The 16,808-nt window shown below is 71.1% G+C and carries 16 protein-coding genes and 1 pseudogene; 10 read left to right on the forward strand and 7 right to left on the reverse strand.

The genetic code is table 11. The annotated features are described in order from the left end of the window. Positions 1-596, forward strand: a 596-nt coding sequence (locus tag VLJ82_RS03920) for a glycosyl hydrolase (protein ID WP_408662015.1), incomplete at its 5' end; no start/stop codon positions are given. A 122-nt stretch (positions 597-718) separates the two neighbouring features. On the opposite strand, the gene VLJ82_RS03925 is transcribed toward VLJ82_RS03920, so the two are convergent. Next, a complete protein-coding gene (locus VLJ82_RS03925; RefSeq protein ID WP_408662016.1) occupies positions 719-1,330 on the reverse strand; it encodes a helix-turn-helix domain-containing protein in 612 nt (203 codons plus the stop codon). A 76-nt stretch (positions 1,331-1,406) separates the two neighbouring features. Between VLJ82_RS03925 and VLJ82_RS03930 the strand changes: the two genes are divergently transcribed. The 6 genes from VLJ82_RS03930 (at position 1,407) to VLJ82_RS03955 (ending at position 7,198) form a co-directional block, all read left to right on the forward strand. Next, positions 1,407-2,339 carry an NAD(P)/FAD-dependent oxidoreductase gene (locus tag VLJ82_RS03930; protein ID WP_408662017.1) on the forward strand — a complete coding sequence of 311 codons (933 nt, stop codon included), beginning with the start codon at positions 1,407-1,409 and terminating at the stop codon, positions 2,337-2,339. Between the two features lie 42 nt (positions 2,340-2,381). After that, complete coding sequence (locus tag VLJ82_RS03935) at positions 2,382-2,648, forward strand: hypothetical protein (protein ID WP_408662018.1); 267 nt, start codon at positions 2,382-2,384, stop codon at positions 2,646-2,648. Positions 2,649-2,697: 49 nt separating this feature from the next. Beyond that, positions 2,698-5,397 (forward strand): tetratricopeptide repeat protein, encoded by a 2,700-nt coding sequence (locus VLJ82_RS03940; protein WP_408662019.1) that lies wholly within the window; start codon positions 2,698-2,700, stop codon positions 5,395-5,397. Positions 5,398-5,475: 78 nt separating this feature from the next. Then, positions 5,476-6,225: a hypothetical protein gene (locus tag VLJ82_RS03945; RefSeq protein WP_408662020.1), complete on the forward strand. Its 750-nt coding sequence runs from the start codon at positions 5,476-5,478 to the stop codon at positions 6,223-6,225. After that, positions 6,222-6,938: a DUF2306 domain-containing protein gene (locus tag VLJ82_RS03950; protein WP_408662021.1), complete on the forward strand. Its 717-nt coding sequence runs from the start codon at positions 6,222-6,224 to the stop codon at positions 6,936-6,938. Before VLJ82_RS03945 ends, VLJ82_RS03950 begins: the two co-directional genes overlap by 4 nt. After that, entirely contained in the window at positions 6,935-7,198 is a 264-nt protein-coding gene (locus VLJ82_RS03955; protein WP_408662022.1) for a hypothetical protein, read from the forward strand. Before VLJ82_RS03950 ends, VLJ82_RS03955 begins: the two co-directional genes overlap by 4 nt. A 98-nt stretch (positions 7,199-7,296) precedes the next feature. Here the strand turns inward: VLJ82_RS03955 and VLJ82_RS03960 are convergent, their stop codons facing one another. Continuing rightward, positions 7,297-9,462, reverse strand: a complete 2,166-nt coding sequence (locus VLJ82_RS03960; RefSeq protein ID WP_408662023.1) for an MMPL family transporter — start codon at positions 9,460-9,462, stop codon at positions 7,297-7,299. 261 nt (positions 9,463-9,723) lie between these two features. On the opposite strand from VLJ82_RS03960, the gene VLJ82_RS03965 reads away from it, so the two are divergent. Beyond that, entirely contained in the window at positions 9,724-10,635 is a 912-nt protein-coding gene (locus VLJ82_RS03965) for a BldC family transcriptional regulator (RefSeq protein ID WP_408662024.1), read from the forward strand. Here VLJ82_RS03965 and glnA read toward each other — a convergent pair. After that, a complete protein-coding gene (glnA, locus tag VLJ82_RS03970; protein WP_408662025.1) occupies positions 10,623-12,047 on the reverse strand; it encodes a type I glutamate--ammonia ligase in 1,425 nt (474 codons plus the stop codon). The two genes, VLJ82_RS03965 and glnA, sit on opposite strands and share 13 nt — an antisense overlap. Before the next feature lie 186 nt (positions 12,048-12,233). Between glnA and VLJ82_RS03975 the strand changes: the two genes are divergently transcribed. Continuing rightward, on the forward strand, positions 12,234-12,596 hold the full coding sequence (locus tag VLJ82_RS03975) for a TfoX/Sxy family protein (RefSeq protein ID WP_408662026.1): 363 nt from the start codon (positions 12,234-12,236) through the stop codon (positions 12,594-12,596). Positions 12,597-12,618: 22 nt separating this feature from the next. On the opposite strand, the gene VLJ82_RS03980 is transcribed toward VLJ82_RS03975, so the two are convergent. Next, positions 12,619-13,053, reverse strand: a complete 435-nt coding sequence (locus tag VLJ82_RS03980; protein WP_408662027.1) for an RDD family protein — start codon at positions 13,051-13,053, stop codon at positions 12,619-12,621. 8 nt (positions 13,054-13,061) lie between these two features. Next, the gene (locus VLJ82_RS03985; protein ID WP_408662028.1) at positions 13,062-13,841 is read right to left on the reverse strand and encodes a DUF4191 domain-containing protein; all 780 of its coding nucleotides are present in this window, start codon (positions 13,839-13,841) and stop codon (positions 13,062-13,064) included. Positions 13,842-13,946: 105 nt separating this feature from the next. Here VLJ82_RS03985 and VLJ82_RS03990 point away from each other — a divergent pair, with 105 nt between their 5' ends. Beyond that, complete coding sequence (locus tag VLJ82_RS03990; protein WP_408662029.1) at positions 13,947-15,296, forward strand: hypothetical protein; 1,350 nt, start codon at positions 13,947-13,949, stop codon at positions 15,294-15,296. A gap of 100 nt (positions 15,297-15,396) precedes the next feature. Here the strand turns inward: VLJ82_RS03990 and lipA are convergent, their stop codons facing one another. Both lipA and VLJ82_RS04000 read right to left on the reverse strand, forming a co-directional pair. After that, positions 15,397-16,335, reverse strand: coding sequence for a lipoyl synthase (lipA, locus tag VLJ82_RS03995; RefSeq protein ID WP_408662030.1), 939 nt, complete (start codon positions 16,333-16,335; stop codon positions 15,397-15,399). Between the two features lie 15 nt (positions 16,336-16,350). After that, positions 16,351-16,808: pseudogene (locus VLJ82_RS04000) on the reverse strand (protochlorophyllide oxidoreductase); the annotation flags it as partial.

Consider the following 16,808-nt stretch of genomic DNA (forward strand, 5'->3'; position numbering starts at 1 on the left):
CCACCTCGTACAAGTTCATCGTCGACATCGACCCCGAGACCGACGACCGTCCCGACATCGGCGGCACCGCCAAGATCCGGGCGGCCGCAGGCACCCGGGCCGAGTACGTGGCGGCCTACCGCCACATCGTCGACCGGTTCCGTGCCCGGGGCGTCACGAACATCCTGTGGAGCTGGACCATGTCGGGCTGGACCGCGTCGGACCCCAGCAAGGCCTGGTCGCTGCAGCAGCTGTGGCCCGGCTCCAGCTACGTCAACGTCATCATGTGGGACCCCTACAACCACGACGCATCGCGCTGGCGCAGCTTCGGCCAGATGATCGCGCCGTTCTACAACGCCATCCGGGGCGGCCTGCTGGACCCGGTCGACGTGAACGCCAAGAAGCTGCCGCTGGGCCTGGGCGAGTACGGCTGCATCGCCGACCCGCGCCGGCCGGACTGGTTCAAGGCCATCCCCAGTCAGATCAAGGCCTACCCGGGCCTGGTCTCGATCGGCTACTTCAACAGCGGCAGCTGGGCATCGCTGGGCACCGACACCACCTCCATCGCCGCCTACGGGACGGCCGGCAAGGACGCCTGGTTCCACACCCGGGGCTGACCCGGTAGCACCACCTGCTCGACCGCGATACGCACGGCGCCCCGGGACTTCCCCCGTCCCGGGGCGCCGTTCTGTTCCGGCTGCTGTCGTACGGAGCCGCTCCGCTGGAGCAGCCGGGTCCCTCAGGCGTGGTGCGAGTCCGCCGGTGCGTCGGGCTCACCGTTGCCCGCCCGAACCAGCATCCGCTCACCCGGCCGGCCGAAGATGCTGAGCACCTCGGCAGGGCTCTCGCCGGTGCTGCCGAACCAGTGCGGTACCCGGGTGTCGAACTCGGCAGCCTCGCCCACGCCCAGCACGAGGTCCTGGTCACCGAGGATGAGCCGCATCTGGCCGGACAGCACGTAGAGCCACTCGAAGCCGTCGTGGGTCCGGGGCCGAGGCTCGGACTGCGAGACGGGGATGACGATCTTCCAGGCCTGGACGCCGCCGGGGCGGGTGAGCGGGAGCACGGTGCGACCGTTGACCCGCCGGGGCCTGAGCCGGATGCGGGGATCTCCGACCTCCGGTGCGCCGACCAGGTCGTCCAACGGAACCCGATAGGCCTGAGCCAGCGGAAGCAGCACCTCCAGACTCGGCCGCCGCTGGCCGGTCTCGAGCCGGGACAGGGTGCTCTTCGAGATGCCGGTCGCGGTGGCCAGGCTGGTCAGGGTGATCCCGCGCTGCTTGCGCAGCCGCTGGAGCCGGGGCCCGACCTGGTCGAGCGCCGTGGCGATGGCCTGCTCGTGGTCGGTCACGCCACCATCGTCCGAACTTTTCCCGGAAACCGCAACGAACGTTGTCCGGACCGGAACGTGCCAGCACGCTGTGCACATGAACACCTATGACGTAGTGGTGATCGGCGGCGGAGCCGCCGGGCTGTCGGCGGCAATGGTCCTGTCCCGGGCCGGCCGGCAGGTGCTGGTGGTCGATGCGGGGCAGCCCCGCAATGCTCCCGCGACCCACATGCACGGGTACCTGTCCCGCGACGGGATGCCGCCCGCCGAGCTGCTGGCCGCGGGTCGGCAGGAGGTCGAGGGCTACGGCGGCCGGTTCTGCCCGGGTGCCGTCGTGGCCGTGGTGCGTGAGGACGGCTGGTTCCGGCTGGACACCAGCGACGCACCCGCGGTGCGCGCCCGGCGAATCCTGGTGGCCACTGGCCTGCGAGACGAGCTGCCGGACGTCGACGGACTGCGTGAGCGCTGGGCGCGCGACGTCCTGCACTGCCCGTACTGCCACGGCTACGAAGTCCGCGGCCAGGCATTCGGCGTGCTGGGCTGGTCGCCGGAGGCTGTCCGCTACGCCCAGATCGTGCGCCAGTGGTCCGACGACGTCGTCCTGTTCGTTGCGCCGGGGAGCCTGTCCGCAGACGATCGCGAGCAGTTGACCGCCCGGGCGGTCGGCATCGTCGAGGGCGAGGTGAGCCGGCTCGTCGTCCAGGACGACGCGCTGCGGGCCGTCGCGCTCGGCGACGGTCGGACCGTCGCCAGGGACGTGGTGTTCGTCCCGCCTCGGTTCGTACCGAACAACGAGGTGTTCACCGGACTCGGCTGCGACATCGCCGAGAACGGCTGGGTCGTCACCGACGACACCGGCCGGACCACCGCCCCCGGCGTCTGGGCAGCCGGGAACGTCCGCAACCCGCGCGCCCAGGTCATCACGGCCGCCGGTGAGGGATCCACCGCTGCCATCGCGATCAACGCCGACCTCGTCGACGAGGACGTGCGGCACGCGGTCCACGAGCACCGCGGCGCCAGCCGGCGATAACCCTCCATCCGTAACATCCCTGGATCCAAAGGAGAAACCCTCATGTCGAACGACCACGTCCGGACCGCTCCGGTGGCTGGCAAGCAGGTCGGACCGCCGACCAAGCACCAACTGGCGCTGATGATCTGGATCGCGGTGTTCCCGACCCTCACCGTCCTCAACCTGACCATCGGCCCGTGGCTGTCCGATGCCGGTCCGGTGCTGCGGACCTTCGTCCTGGCGACCGTCGCCGTGCCGATCGTCATCTACGGGCTGATGCCACGACTGCACTACCTGCGGGTACGACTCCTCACCCGCCGGGCCGCCTGAGACCCGTTTTCCTGTCGTCCGCGACGCGCCGAACCTATCCTTGGCGACCATGCCGGTCCTGGCCACCAAGCTGCACGTCCCCGAACCGCGTGCCGACCTGGTCACCCGGCCCCGGCTGCGCGACCGGCTGGTAGCCGCCGAGCGCGACGCCACCAGGCTGGTGCTGGTCTCGGCGCCGGCCGGCTTCGGAAAGACCACCGTGCTCAGCCAGTGGTTCGCCGCCGGCTCCCGCCGCGTCGCCTGGGTGTCCCTCGACCAGGGCGACAACGACCCGCGGCGGTTCCTGCGCCACCTGATCGCCGCGCTCCAGACCACCGACGCGGAGCTGGGCACCGAAGCGGCAGCGGTGCTCGAGGCCGCGACGGAGGTGCCGGCCGAGGCGGTGCTGACCAGCCTGCTCAACGACCTCGACACCCTCGCCGAGGCCACCGTCCTGACGCTCGACGATTACCACGAGATCACCACGCCCGCGGTGCACGAGGTGATCGCGTTCCTGCTCGACCACCTCCCTCGGCACGTCCGGATCGCCATGACCACCCGGTCCGATCCGCCGCTGCCGCTGGCGCGGTTGCGCAGCAACGGCGGCCTGGTGGAGCTGCGGGCGGCCGACCTGCGGTTCACACCCGACGAGGCGAGCGCCCTGCTCAACGACGGGATGGGCCTCGCCCTCGCCCCGGACGACGTCAGCGCGCTCGACGAGCGGACCGAGGGGTGGGCCGCCGGCCTGCAGTTGGCGGCGTTGTCGCTACGCGGGCGGGCGGATCCGGCGTCGTTCGTCGCGGCCTTCGCGGGCAGCCACCGCTTCGTGCTGGACTACCTGGTCGAAGAGGTCCTCGACCGGCTTCCCGAGCAGGTGGGCGCCTTCCTGCTCGACACCTCGGTGCTACGCGAGCTGACCGCGCCGCTGTGCGACGCGGTCACCGGCCGGGACGGCTCGCGCGAGATGCTCGGCATGCTGGAGCGGGAGAACGTGTTCGTCGTCCCGCTCGACGACGAACGCCGCTGGTACCGCTACCACCAGTTGTTCGCCGACGTGCTGCGCGCCCGGCTCGTCGACCGGCATCCGGACCGGGTCCGGCCGCTGCACATCGCGGCCGGCAGTTGGCTCGCCGAGCACGGCCTGCTCGCGGACGCGGTCCGGCACGCCGTCGCCGGCGGCGACTCCGAGTTCACCGCCGACCTGGTCGAGCTGGCGCTGGCGGGCCTGCGGAAGGGGCGGCAGGACCGCACCATCCTCGACTGGCTGGCCGCCGTGCCCGAGGACGTGGTCCGGCGCCGGCCGCTGCTGGCCACCGCTGCCGGCTGGAGCCGGCTGGCCGCCGGCGACTTCGACGGCGTGGCGGCCTGGCTGGACGACGCGGAGGCGGCGCTGGACCCGGCAGCACCGGCGGCTGCCCTGGCCACCATCGGGCACCCGGAGGCGGTCGAGGCTCGGCAGGCCGAGGTGCGCGGGCTGCCGGCCATGATCGCGGTCTACCGCGCGTCGGTCGCCCAGGCCCGCGGAGACGTCGACGGTACGGTCAGCCACGCCCGCCACGCACTCGAACTGGCCGGGCCTGCCGACCACTTCCCGCGGGCAGCGGCCGCCGGCTTCGTGGGCCTGGCCGCCTGGGCCGCCGGCGACCTGGAAACCGCCGTCGACACGTTCGGCGACGCGGTCGCCAGCCTGCGCGCTGCCGGCATGGTGGCCGACGAGCTGGGCGCGACCGTCGTGCTGGCGAACCTGTGGCTGGCCCGCGGCCGCCCCGACGAGGCCCGTCGGTGCTATGAGCGGGCCCTCGCCGCCGCCGAGCGGCACCCCGGGCCGGTGCTGCCCACCACCGGCGACCTGCACGTCGGGCTCGCCGACGTGCTGCGCGAGCAGGGCGAACGGGATGCGGCCGCTTCCCACCTGGCGACCGCCCACCAGCTCGGCGACCGGGCGTCGCTGCCGGAGAACCGGCACCGCTGGTACACCGCCACAGCCGGACTGTTGCGAGCCGACGGGGACTCCGACGCTGCGATCGGCATGCTGGACGAGGCTGAGCCGCTGTTCCTGCCCGGCTACTTTCCGGACGTCCGGCCGATCGCGGCTACCCGGGCCCGGATACGGATCGTCCAGGGCCGCCTCGACGAGGCCCGGGCCTGGGCGCGGGAGCGGGGCGTCCGGCCGACTGACGAACCGAGCTACCTGGCCGAGTACGACCACCTCACCCTGGCCCGCCTGCTGGTCGCCGAGGGTTCCGCCGCCGATGCCCTCGCGCTGCTGGACCGCATCGTCGTCGCCGCGCAGGCGGCCGGCCGTGGCGGCAGCGTGATCGAGGCACGCCTGGTGCGGGCGCTCGCGCACTCCGCGGCCGGCGACGCGGACGCGGCAGCTTCCGACCTGGCCGCCGCGCTGCGAGCCGGGGTGCCGGCCGGCTACCGCCGGCTGTTCCTCGACGAGGGGCCGGCACTGGTCGAGCTGCTCGGGCGGGCCTGCTCGGCCGGAGCAGGCGACGTGCCGGGGTACGCACGGCAGCTGCTGGCCGCCGCCCAGGCGCCCGCGACGCCGCGGCCTCCCGTGCCGAGCGCCGACCAGACCCTCAGCGAGCGGGAGCTCGAGGTGCTGCGGCTGCTCGGAACCGACCTGACCGGTCCGGAGATCGCCCGGCGGCTCTTCGTGTCGGTCAACACGCTGCGCACCCACACCAAGCACATCTTCACCAAGCTCGACGTGACCACCCGGCGGGCCGCGGTGCGCCGGGCGGGCGAGCTCGGCCTGCTGTAGCGCCGGTAGCGCCCTTACCGCCGGTAGCGGCGAATCACCAACTCCAATCACATCGTCTGGTGATGTGGTCTCACCACGTTGATTCCTAACGTCCTCGACATCGCCGGAACCCCGGCACCCGACCAGGACGAGGAGTTCGACATGACCATCACCACCTCCCGCATCACCGCAGCGGCCGGGCTCTGCGCCGCCGTCGCGGGCGCCATCTACATCGGCGTGCAGGTCAACCACCCGACGGCCGATGTCGCGCACGTCGTGACCACCGACGTACTGGTGCGCGAGATGGCGAAGGCCGGCATGGCCGTACTGGCGCTGACCGGATTCGCCGGCATGTTCCTGCGCAACCGGCAACGGTTCGGTGCCCTGGGCGTCGTCGGGTACCTGCTGGTGAGCATCGGCTACTTCGCGATGTTCGCCAACCAGTGCATCGTCGCCTGCGTCCTGCCGGTCGTGGCGCGCACCAGCCCGGGCTACGTCCAGGACTACCTGGACGCGGCGATGGGAAACAAGCCGGCGGGCGACATCGGGCATATGGCCGACCTCTTCCTCGTCACCGGCATCGGCTACTCGATCGGCGGCCTGCTGTTCGGCATCGCGCTCTTCCGGGCCGGCATCCTCGCCCGCTGGGCCTCGGCGCTGTTCGCCGCCGGCACCGTCTCCGCCCTCGCGCTGGCCTTCCTGCCCGAGTCGTTCAGCCGCCCGTTCGCGGTACCGGTCGGGATCGCCCTGATCGGTCTGGGCCTGTCGCTGTACCGGACCAGCCGTACCGAGACTGCTTCGGCTCCCGCCGCTCAGGTCGCCGCCGCTGAGCCGGCAGCCGTCCGATGACCACCGAACAGCTCACCGAGCGCCCGGCCCGTTCCCGGCCGGGCGCTCGGAGCGGATGGCGACTCGCGGTCGGGCTGGTGCTGCTCAGCGTGATCCCGCTGACGGCCGGCACCCTGCGCCTGATCCAGCTCGCCGGCGGGCCCGCGGTGCTGCCGGACGACCCGCGGTTCGAGGCTTTCCCGGTGGCGCTGGTGATGCACATCGTCGGCTCGGCCGCCTTCGCCCTCGCCGGCGCGCTGCAGTTCGTGCCGCGGTTCCGCCGGCGGCACCCGGCGTGGCACCGGCGCTCCGGCCGGGTGCTGGTCGCGGCCGGCCTGCTCGTCGTCGCCTCGGCTCTGTGCCTGACGCTGTTCTATGACCCGCAGGCTGGCACCGGCCGGGTCCTGTTCGGGTTCCGGCTCGTCGTCGCACCCGCGATGGCCGGGTGCCTCGTGCTCGGGTTCGCGGCGATCCGCCGGCGGGACATCCGCAGCCACCGGGCCTGGATGATCCGGGCCTACGCGCTCGGGCTCGGTGCCGGCACCCAGGTCTTCACCGAGGGCTTCGGCGAAGCGATCTTCGGCCCCGGCGTGCTCGCCGGCGACCTGGCCAAGGGCGTTGCCTGGATCCTCAACATCGCCGTCGCCGAGTGGGCGATCCGCCACCCGGTCCGTCGCCGCCCGGTCCGTCGTCCCGCAGTGGCTGGGCGTGCCGCGTCCGGAGCGCTGTCATGACCGGCTCGGTCTACGAGGTGCGGGTGCAGGGGCACCTCGACCGGCACTGGACCGGCTGGCTCGGCGATCTCACCGTCACCCACCACGCCGACGGCACCTCGACCCTCACCGGGCCCGTTGCGGACCAGGCCGCACTGCACGGCCTGCTGGCGAAGGTCCGCGACCTCGGCATCGCGCTCGTCTCGATCACACCCATTAGCCCTACGCCATCGAAGGAACAGCCAGGACCACCCTCACCCGCCCGACTCGTTCCGAGCTGACCGTGACCGTGTGGCAGCACTATGTCCGGGCGACCGGCGACCCGTGGACCGGTGACCGCGTCGAGCCATCGTGGAGTCCACCGCGACCGGCCAGGTGGTTAGCTGATACCGGCGGGCACCTTGTCCGAATCCGGCAGCGCTTCGGGCGGCACGATGCCCACCGGGCGCAGCGGCGAAGGCTCGACGAACAAGACGCGCGCGAGCCAGCCGGGCAGCCACCAGTTCCACCGGCCGAACAGGCTGACCAGGGCGGGTACCAGCAGGGCGCGGACGATGGTGGCATCGATGAGGATGCCGACTCCCAGGGCGGTTCCGAGGACCTTGGTGTCGGTCCCGGGCGAGGTCGCGATGGCCGAGAAGGAGAAGAACAGGATCAGGGCCGCGGAGGTGACGAGCCGACCGGTCCGGCCGATCCCGGTGATGACGGCCATGCCGGTGTCGCCAGTGCGGTCGTATTCCTCCCGCATCCGAGTCAGGATGAAGACCTCGTAGTCCATCGACAGCCCGAACAGGAACGCGAAGATCACGACGGGGAGCCAGAAGTTGATCGCTCCGGTAGGAGCGACGTCGAAGACGACATCGGAACCATGGCCGAGCTGCCAGAAGAACACGATCGATCCGAACACGGCCGCCAGCGAGGCCAGGTTGAGCAGCACAGCCTTGAGCGGCAGCAGCACCGACCGGAAGGTGCGGACCAGCAGCACGAAGGTGATCAGGGCGATCAGCGCCAGCACGTAGGGGAACTTGTCGTAGACCGCGCTGAAGTAGTCCTCGATGGTGGGACCAAGGCCGGTGATGCCGACCTCCTCGCTCACCGTGGATTCGACGGCTGCCCGGACGTCGGTGACGACCGTCGCGGCGTCGCTGTCGAGCGTCGGCGCGCTGGGGAACACGTCTACGACCGCGTTGTCACCGCGGATGGTGCCCACCACGGCCAGCTGGACGCCGGCGACACCGCGGGCTGCCTGCGCAGCTGCGCCCGCGTCGCGGGCGGGGACGAGCACCTCGATGGGGGTGATGACCCCGGCGCCGACGCCGCCGTCAGTCAGCGTCTGCAGGGTGTCGAAGCGGGGGCCGTTGCTCCCGAGAGACTCCAAGCTGGAGCCCGGCCCGATCTTGAGGCTGAACACGGGCGCGATCATGAGGCCGAGCACGATCAGGGCCGTCGCGGTGGCGATGACGCGGTGCCTGACGATCAGCCGCGCCCAGGCCGACCAGCCACGTGAGGCGGTGCCTTCCTTGCGGATGCGAGGGTAGTCGATGCGCGGGCCGACGCTGGACAGCAGCGCCGGGAGCAGGGTGAGCACTACAGCCACGCTGACCAGCGGGATCAGCATCCCCGCCACGCCCATGCTGCGCAGGGCCGGCACCGGCAGGATCAGCAGCGCCAGCAGGCTGATCGCCACGGTGACGCCCGAGGCCATGACGGCGTGTCCGGCCGTCTTCATCGCGACGACGACAGCTTCCTCGTTGCTGCGGCCGTGAGCGCGTTCCTCCCGCCACCGTGACACCAGGATCAGCGAGTAGTCGATGGCGACCCCGAGCCCGATCAGCGCGACGAGGAACTTGACGATGATGCTGACATCGGTGAACGTCGTGAGCCCGAGCACGAGCATGAACGTGACCAGGATCGACACCCCGGCGATGAGCAGCGGCAGCAGCGCCAGGAACGACGCGTACACGAAGAGCAGCACCAGCAGCGCACCCCCAGCGGCGATCAGGGTCTCGACCAGGACGCTCGAGCCCTCCTGGTCACCGCCCGCGGACAGCAGCCCGTAGGAGGTCAGGCCGCTCTCGAAGCCGGCGGCCCGGGCTGCCTCGGTCAATGCGGGGTCGAGCTGGGTTTCGATGTAGGGGCCGAACGTCACCGGGACCGGTGCCTGGATCAAGGCGTACGTCGTGCGGCCGTCGTCAGTCACGAAGCCCGGATCCTTGGTGCTGGCGAAGTCCACCACGCGGAGCTCCACGTCTGTCACAGCCGCGACGCCTGCACTGATCACACCGGCCACCGCGGCGCTGTTGCCCTCGACCGTCTTTCCCTGCGGCACCGTCACGACAGCGATGTATGAGTCGAACGTGCTCACGCCGTAGGTGTCGACGAGCTGCTGCTCGGCGTTGTCACCAGGTTGTCCGGGCAGTGAGAAGTCCAACGACCACCGGTCACCCAACGGGCTGACCGAGGCCAGGCCGCCGATGAAGAGTGCCAACCAGATGGCGCTGACGATCCGGCGGTGATGCAGGACGAGGCGGGCGAAGCGCTCCATGAGGAACTCCCAAGGGAGCACCCTGGGCTGACGCCGGTCGGCGGCGGGGTAGGGCGCCCACTGTCTACGCTACGAGCTGTCCGGGGCCGGCAGATCGCCTGAACAGGACCGCTTGCCCTCTGAAAGGGACGACCTTTCGCCCAAGTCATTCTTACGGGGGCAACGGTGACTGTGGGCTACTCTTGAACCGGTGGCGACAGGGTCTGCCCAGGCGTTCCTGGTGCGGAGCGGGGGCGGGTCGCTGTCACCTAGGAGAGTTCGATGGCCGCGCAGAAGGCACCAACAGAGCATCTCCTCACCCCCGCGGACGTAGCAGCCCTGGTCTTCGTCGACCCGAAGACAGTCAGCCGCTGGGCCAGTAAAGGCAAGATTGCCTTCATGCGCACACCGGGCGGGCACCGGCGGTTCCGATTTTCAGACGTTCAAGCGCTCATGTTCGAGGTTCTGAGCCAGGACCCCCTCCAGGCCGAAGCCATGAGCGCCCTGGTCATCGGGGGCACGAACCACCTGATGCTCGAAGGGCGGTCTGGTGCGAACAGCACCGAGGAGCCCTGGGTCGCGCCTGCCACTCGTGGCTCCGGCTACCTCGCCGCGGATGCCACTGCTGACGCCGTGGTGGCCGAGGCGGTGGCCCTCGTGCTGGAGACGCAGGCCCAAGCGGCCGCCGAAGTCGTGCTGGAGACAGCTGTGTCGGTCGTGGTAGCTGCGGAGAAGGCGGCATCGGCAGCGGTGAAGGCTCGTCGTGCGAGGACGTTCGCCGTTGCTGCGGCTGCGAAGGTGAATGCCGGCGACACAGGCCTGGCCGCGGCCGCGATGCGGTCGCTGGTCACAGCGCAGGCGGCACGCCTCGCCGAGGGGGCGGCCCAGGCCAACAGGCTCGTCGGCTTCTCGGGCACCGAGGCCCAGAACCCGCTCGTCGCCGAACGCATGGCCGCAACGGTGCAGGCTGCTGCCGACACTGCTATGGCCGACGGCTCCCTCGTCGCGGCGCATGTCGATCACACCTTCACCGACGCCATGGCGCACGCCGCAGCGATGGTGGCTGCGTTCGATCTTCCCCTGGAGCGGAGGGCTGCCACCAGCGGCGACATCGCTCCGCTCCAGGGTTCGTCCGATCCTCGGGTGCCAGGTAACGCCGCCCCCGTGCCGAGGGGTGCCGATCAGATGTCGTAGTACAGCTCGAACTCGTAGGGGTGTGGCCGCAGCCGTACCGGGTCGATCTCGTTGGCCCGCTTGTAGTCGATCCAGGTCTCGATCAGCTCGGGGGTGAACACGCCACCCTCCTGCAGGTACTCGTTGTCGGCCTCCAGGTGCTCCAGCACCCGCTCCAGCGAGCCCGGCACCTGAGGGATCGAGGCGGCCTCGTCCGGCGGCAGCTCGTAGAGGTCCTTGTCGATCGGGTCGGCCGGCTCGATCTTGTTGCGGATGCCGTCCACGCCGGCCATCAGCATCGCCGAGAAGGCCAGGTACGGGTTGGCCGACGGGTCCGGCACCCGGAACTCGATGCGCTTGGCCTTCGGGCTGGTGCCGGTGATCGGCACCCGGATGCAGGCCGACCGGTTGCCGGCCGAGTACACCAGGTTGACCGGCGCCTCGAAGCCGGGCACCAGCCGGTGGTAGGAGTTCACCGTCGGGTTGGTGAAGGCCAGCAGCGACGGGGCGTGGTGCAGCAGCCCGCCGATGTAGTACCGGGCGATGTCGGACAGCCCCGCGTAGCCGGTCTCGTCGTAGAACAGCGGCTCGCCGTCGCGCCACAGCGACTGGTGGCAGTGCATGCCGGAGCCGTTGTCGCCGAACAGCGGCTTGGGCATGAAGGTGGCGGTCTTGCCGTTGCGCCAGGCCACGTTCTTGACGATGTACTTGAACGTCAGGATCTGGTCGGCAGCGTGGGTCAGGGTGTCGAACCGGTAGTTGATCTCGGCTTGGCCGGCGGTGCCCACCTCGTGGTGCGCCCGCTCGACGACCAGGCCCGCCCGGGTCAGCTCGCGGCTCATCTCGTCGCGCAGGTCGGCGTAGTGGTCGTACGGCGAGACCGGGAAGTAGCCGCCCTTGACCCGGGTCTTGTACCCGAGGTTGCCGCCCTCCTCGACCCGGTTGCTGTTCCAGGAACCCTCGATCGAGTCCACCGAGTAGCACGAGCCGTTGATCTTCGACTCGTACCGGACGTCGTCGAAGATGTAGAACTCGGCCTCCGGGCCGAAGTACACGGTGTCGGCGATGCCGGTGGTCTTGAGGTACTCCTCGGCCTTGGTGGCCACCTGGCGCGGATCCCGGTCGTACGGCTCGCCGGTGCGCGGCTCGACGATGGAGAAGTTCAGGTTGAGCGTCTTGGCGGCCCGGAACGGGTCGACGTAGGCGGTGGCCGGGTCCGGCAGCAGCTTCAGGTCGGACTTGTGGATGGCGGCGAAGCCGCGGATCGACGAGCCGTCGAAGAGCAGGCCGTCGGTGAAGGCGTCCGGGCCGAACCCGGCGGCGGGCACGTTGAAGTGCTGCTGCACGCCGGGCAGGTCGGTGAAGCGGACGTCGATGAACTCGACGCCTTCGGTGTCGATGTAGCTGAGGATCTCGTCAGCACTACTGAACATCAGCGAAAGTCCTTCTCGTCTGCCTCGGATGGGATCCGATCACCGGAACGTGCTGCCAACCTAGCGCCGTCCGGTTGCTGGCCGGTGTCCCGAGTGTTTCCGTGACGTTACACAGCCGGCGTTTCGGTCTCGCTCAGGGCGGCGGGGCCGCTCGGTCCCGGCACCCGGCAGGGGGATGATTGCCCCATGCCCTATGACCGCGAACTGGCCGACCGGATTCGCGCCAGCCTCGCCAGCCTCGCCGGCCGGTCCGACGTCCGGGAGGTGGGCATGTTCGGCGGCCTGTCGTTCCTCGTCGACGGCAAGCTGGCGGTGAGCGCCGACACCCACGGCGACCTGATGATCCGGTGCTCGCCCGACCGGGCCGAGCAACTGCTGGAGCACCAGGACGCGGAGCCGGTCGTCATGGGGCGGCGCAGGATGAGCCCGGGCTGGCTGCGCATCCGGGCCGGCGGCGTGGCCGCCGAGGCCGACCTGGAGTTCTGGATCTCCGAAGCCCTCGACTTCACCGCCCGGCAGGCTCCGGGCAAGCGGGGCCGCGCCGGCTGAGGCAGCACCGGACGGGCAGGTCTCAGTGGACGATCACCGCGGTGGCGGTCAACCGGTCCTGCAGGCCGCGGAAGTCCTGGTCGACCACCAGGGCCGGCAGCAGGGCGATCAGCAGCGCGGTCCGGACCAGCGCCCGGCCCGGCCCGACCGCCAGCTCGGCGTCCACCCGGATCACCCGCAGGCCGGTCAGGTACATCCCGAAGGTCCGGCCGAACAGCAGCAACCCGACCAGGTAGTCCAGCGCCAGCGGGATCAGGCTCCACTGGCCGGGCAGGTGCGCGGCCAGGCCCGACAGGTCCCGGCGGTGCACGAACGGGGCTGCCACCAGCGTGGCGGCCAGCAGGTCGAGGACGAACGCCGCCAGCCGGCGGCCGGTGGGGGCCAGCGATCCCGGTCCGGACGGCGGCAGGCCGATCGACTGGCCGCGGTAGCGCTGGGCCGAGCCCGCGTCCGGCACCGGAGCGGTCAGCCCCGGCGGCGGGCGGCGCGCTGCACGCTGCGCATCTTCACGCCGCTGGGCATCGGTCCGCGGGGGATCGCCGGACGCTGGGTGCCCAGGGCCGCCAGCCGCCGGTCCAGGGCCACCACCTGCTCCTTGGACAGGTTGCGCGGCAGCTTCATCAGGTGCGCGTTGAGCTTGGCCAGCGGCACTTCGCCCTCGCCCCGGCCGACCACCACGTCATAGATCGGGGCGTCACCGGCGAGCCGGGCGATCCGCTTCTTCTCCTGGGCGAGCAGCGGCTTGACCCGCTGCGGGGCGCCCTCGCCGATCAGCACCACGCCGGGCCGGCCGAGCAGCCGGTGCACCGCGTCCAGCTGCGGGGTGCCGGCGACCGCGTCGGTCTTGCGCCAGTCGCCACGCAGCTGGCCCAGCACGTAGGCCGCCGCGCCCGCCTGGCCCTCGGCCTGGCGGTAGGCCGAGGTCTGGGCGCGCCGGGAGAACAGGAACAGCGCCGCGAGCAGCCCGAACAGCACCGCCGGGAAGATCGGCAGCCAGACGCTGCCGGTCAGCAGGGAGGTCAGCAGGTAGAACACCGCCGCGACCACCACGAAGGCAATCACCAGGTAAGGGATGAGCCGGGCATCGTTCTGCCGGGTCAGCGTGAACGCCTGGCGCATCTGCCGGAACGAGTCGCGGCGCGCCTGCCGGCGTGCGGCCCGGGCTTCCTTCTTCTCGGCCCTGGTCAGCTTGACCCTGCCGTTCCTGGTCTTGCCGTTCCGTTTCGCCCCGCTCGATTGCGCCATGACACCAGGATAAGCAACTGGCCAAAGATGTTTCACCCGCGTCAAGGAATAGCGGGTACAGTTTCCTCAGTGTTAGTTTCTGGGCGTCTGCGGGGTGAAAAAACGGTGCGTATCAGGCGTCTCGACCGCGTGGTGGCAGCTCTGCTGTTCACCGCGCTCGCGGCGACCCTGGCACTGCTGGCCCGGCCCAGCCCGGCCTCGGCGCTGGACCGCTACGACGTCCACGCCACCGTCCGCTACGGCTGCGCGACCGACGACACCGAGGACAACTTCGTCGAGGTCGGCCTCAAGGTCGACAAGTGGAAGGGCAACGACGACGACCGGGAGCTGGTCTTGCAGGTCGGCCTGGCCGGCCCCGGCTCGACCGACACCGAGATCTTTCCCGAGGGCGGCCCGAGCCTGGTCACCCTGGACGACACGCCGACCAAGGTGCGGCTGGCCGGTCCCGTGCACGACGGCGACCACGTCTTCCTGCGGCAGCTGGACCAGCCCGGGGTCATCACCCTGCCGCTGAAGGCCACCTGCCACCCGATCAAGCCCACCGACTTCGGCCTGGACGAGCCCACCGTCCAGGTGGCCACCCGGAGCTGCTCGCCGGGAGCGCAGGCCAACCTCCGGGTCACCGTGGCCAACCCCAACGACGTGGACCGCCGCCTGGAGAAGATGGGCATCGAGCAGCTGGACTACACCGTGCTGCTGGTGCGCTCCGACGGCGTGCTGGCCGGCGACGACCCGGTCGGGACCCTGGTCAGCTTCGACGAGCCCAGTGCCTCGGTGGTCACGCTCAGCCAGGCGGTGCCCAAGCCGGCCATGTACCAGGTCCGGGTGATCGGGGTGGACGGCGCGGTGGTCAGCTCCGGCAACATCCGGCTCAGCTGCGCCAGCACCGGGGGCCCGGGATCGTCCAGCCCGGCCCGGCCGACACCCAGCGTCCCCACCAGCCCGACGAAGTCGAGCTCACCCAGCACCTCCCGTCCGGCGCCCAGCACCTCGCGGCCGGTTCCCAGCACCTCGCACCCGGCACCGAGCACGCCGGGCCGTACCCCGACCGGGGCCTCGCACCGGCCGCCGCACGCCTCGTCCGCGGCCAGCACTCCGGCGCCGAGCTCGACGCCCACCGCGGTGCCGACCCGCTCGAGTCCGGTGCGAGTAGTGACCAGCACGCCCGCCCCGAAGCCGTCCGCCACCGCCACCTCGTCGAGCCGGGCGGGCCAGCCGGGGACCGGGCCGGGCACCACCGCGACGCCGTCCTCCTCGGACTCCGCCGCTCCGGCAACGTCCGGACCGGCTCCGACGCCGAGCCCGACGTCCACCGTCATCCAGCTGGTGGAACCGCGTTCCGGCTACCGCGGCGTGCCGGTCTTCCAGAAGGACATCGCACTGGTCCTGCTGGCCTTCTGCGCGGGCATGGCGGGCCTGGTCGGCTCCAGCGTGGTGGCCGCCCGGCGGCGCTGAGCAGCCGCGCCGGTCGGCTAGCGGTGAGCAACCAGGCGGGTCAGCTGGCGGCGCTGAGCAACCGCGCCGGTCAGCCCGGTGGCGGTGCGGTACCGGCGGGTCAGCTGGTGGCGGTGAGGGTGCGGGCGTCGAGCGCCTGCTGGTAGAGCCGGCCGGCCCGGTAGGACGAGCGCACCAATGGCCCGCTCAGCACTCCGGCGAAGCCGATCTCCTCGGCCTCCTCGCGCAACTCTGCGAACTCCTGCGGCTTGACCCAGCGCTCGACCGGGTGGTGGCGCACCGAGGGCCGCAGGTACTGGGTGATGGTGATCAGCTCGCAGCCGGCGTCGTGCAGGTCCTGCAGCGCCTGGGAGATCTCGGCCCGCTCCTCGCCCATGCCGAGGATCAGGTTCGACTTGGTCACCAGGCCGGCCGCCCGGGCTGCGCTGATCACGCCCAGCGAGCGCTCGTACGTGAAGGCCGGCCGGATCCGCTTGAACACCCGCGGCACCGTCTCGACGTTGTGCGCCAGCACCTGCGGCCGCGAGCCGAACACCTCGGCCAGCTGCTCGGGGACGGCGTTGAAGTCCGGGATCAGCAGCTCGACACCGGTGCCGGGGTTCAGGGCGTGGATCTGGCGGACGGTCTCGGCATACAGCCAGGCGCCGCCGTCGGGCAGGTCGTCGCGGGCGACGCCGGTGACGGTCGCGTACTTCAGGCCCATCTGCGCGACGGACTCGGCGACGCGGCGGGGCTCGTCGGTGTCGTAGTCAGCGGGCTTGCCCGTGTCGATCTGGCAGAAGTCGCAGCGCCGGGTGCACTGCTCGCCGCCGATGAGGAAGGTGGCCTCGCGGTCCTCCCAGCACTCGTAGATGTTGGGACAACCGGCTTCCTCGCACACCGTGTGCAGGCCCTCGCGTTTGACCAGGCCCTTGAGCTCCCGGTACTCGGGGCCCATCTTCGCCTTGGTCTTGATCCACGAGGGCTTCTTCTCGATGGGCGTTTGGCTGTTGCGGACTTCCAGCCGCAGCAGCTTCCGACCTTCAGGTACGACGGTCACGTCACCGACCTTACGTCACGAGGGATCGGGTGCGACGCCCGTGAGCTCGGCCGTCAGGTCCCACAACCGACTGGCCGCGAGGTCGTCGCGGGCCGCCGCGGTGGACCCGACGCGGGTGGGGTGGCCGCGCACCCCGCGGAACCCGTCGGGGCCGTAGTAGGCGCCCGGCTCCACGTCCGGCGACGTCGCCGCGTAGAGCTGCGGCAACGTGCCCATCGCGACCGACTGGGCGAAGAGGTCGCTGATCTTGGCGCCGAAGCCGACGAACCGGTTGCGGTGGGCGCGGGCCATGTTGGCGCTCAGCTCGGTGGCGGTGAAGCCGGGGTGCGCGGCGACGGACGTCACGTCCACGCCGGCGGTGCGGGTGCGGCGGTCCAGTTCGCGCGCGAACAGCAAATTCGCCAGCTTCGACTGCCCGTAGGCGCCCCACGGGGTGTACGACCGGACCTCGTAGTTCGGGTCGGCCAGGTCGA

The sequence above is a fragment of the Jatrophihabitans sp. genome, from assembly GCF_035474675.1.
GTDB lineage: Bacteria > Actinomycetota > Actinomycetes > Mycobacteriales > Jatrophihabitantaceae > Jatrophihabitans_A.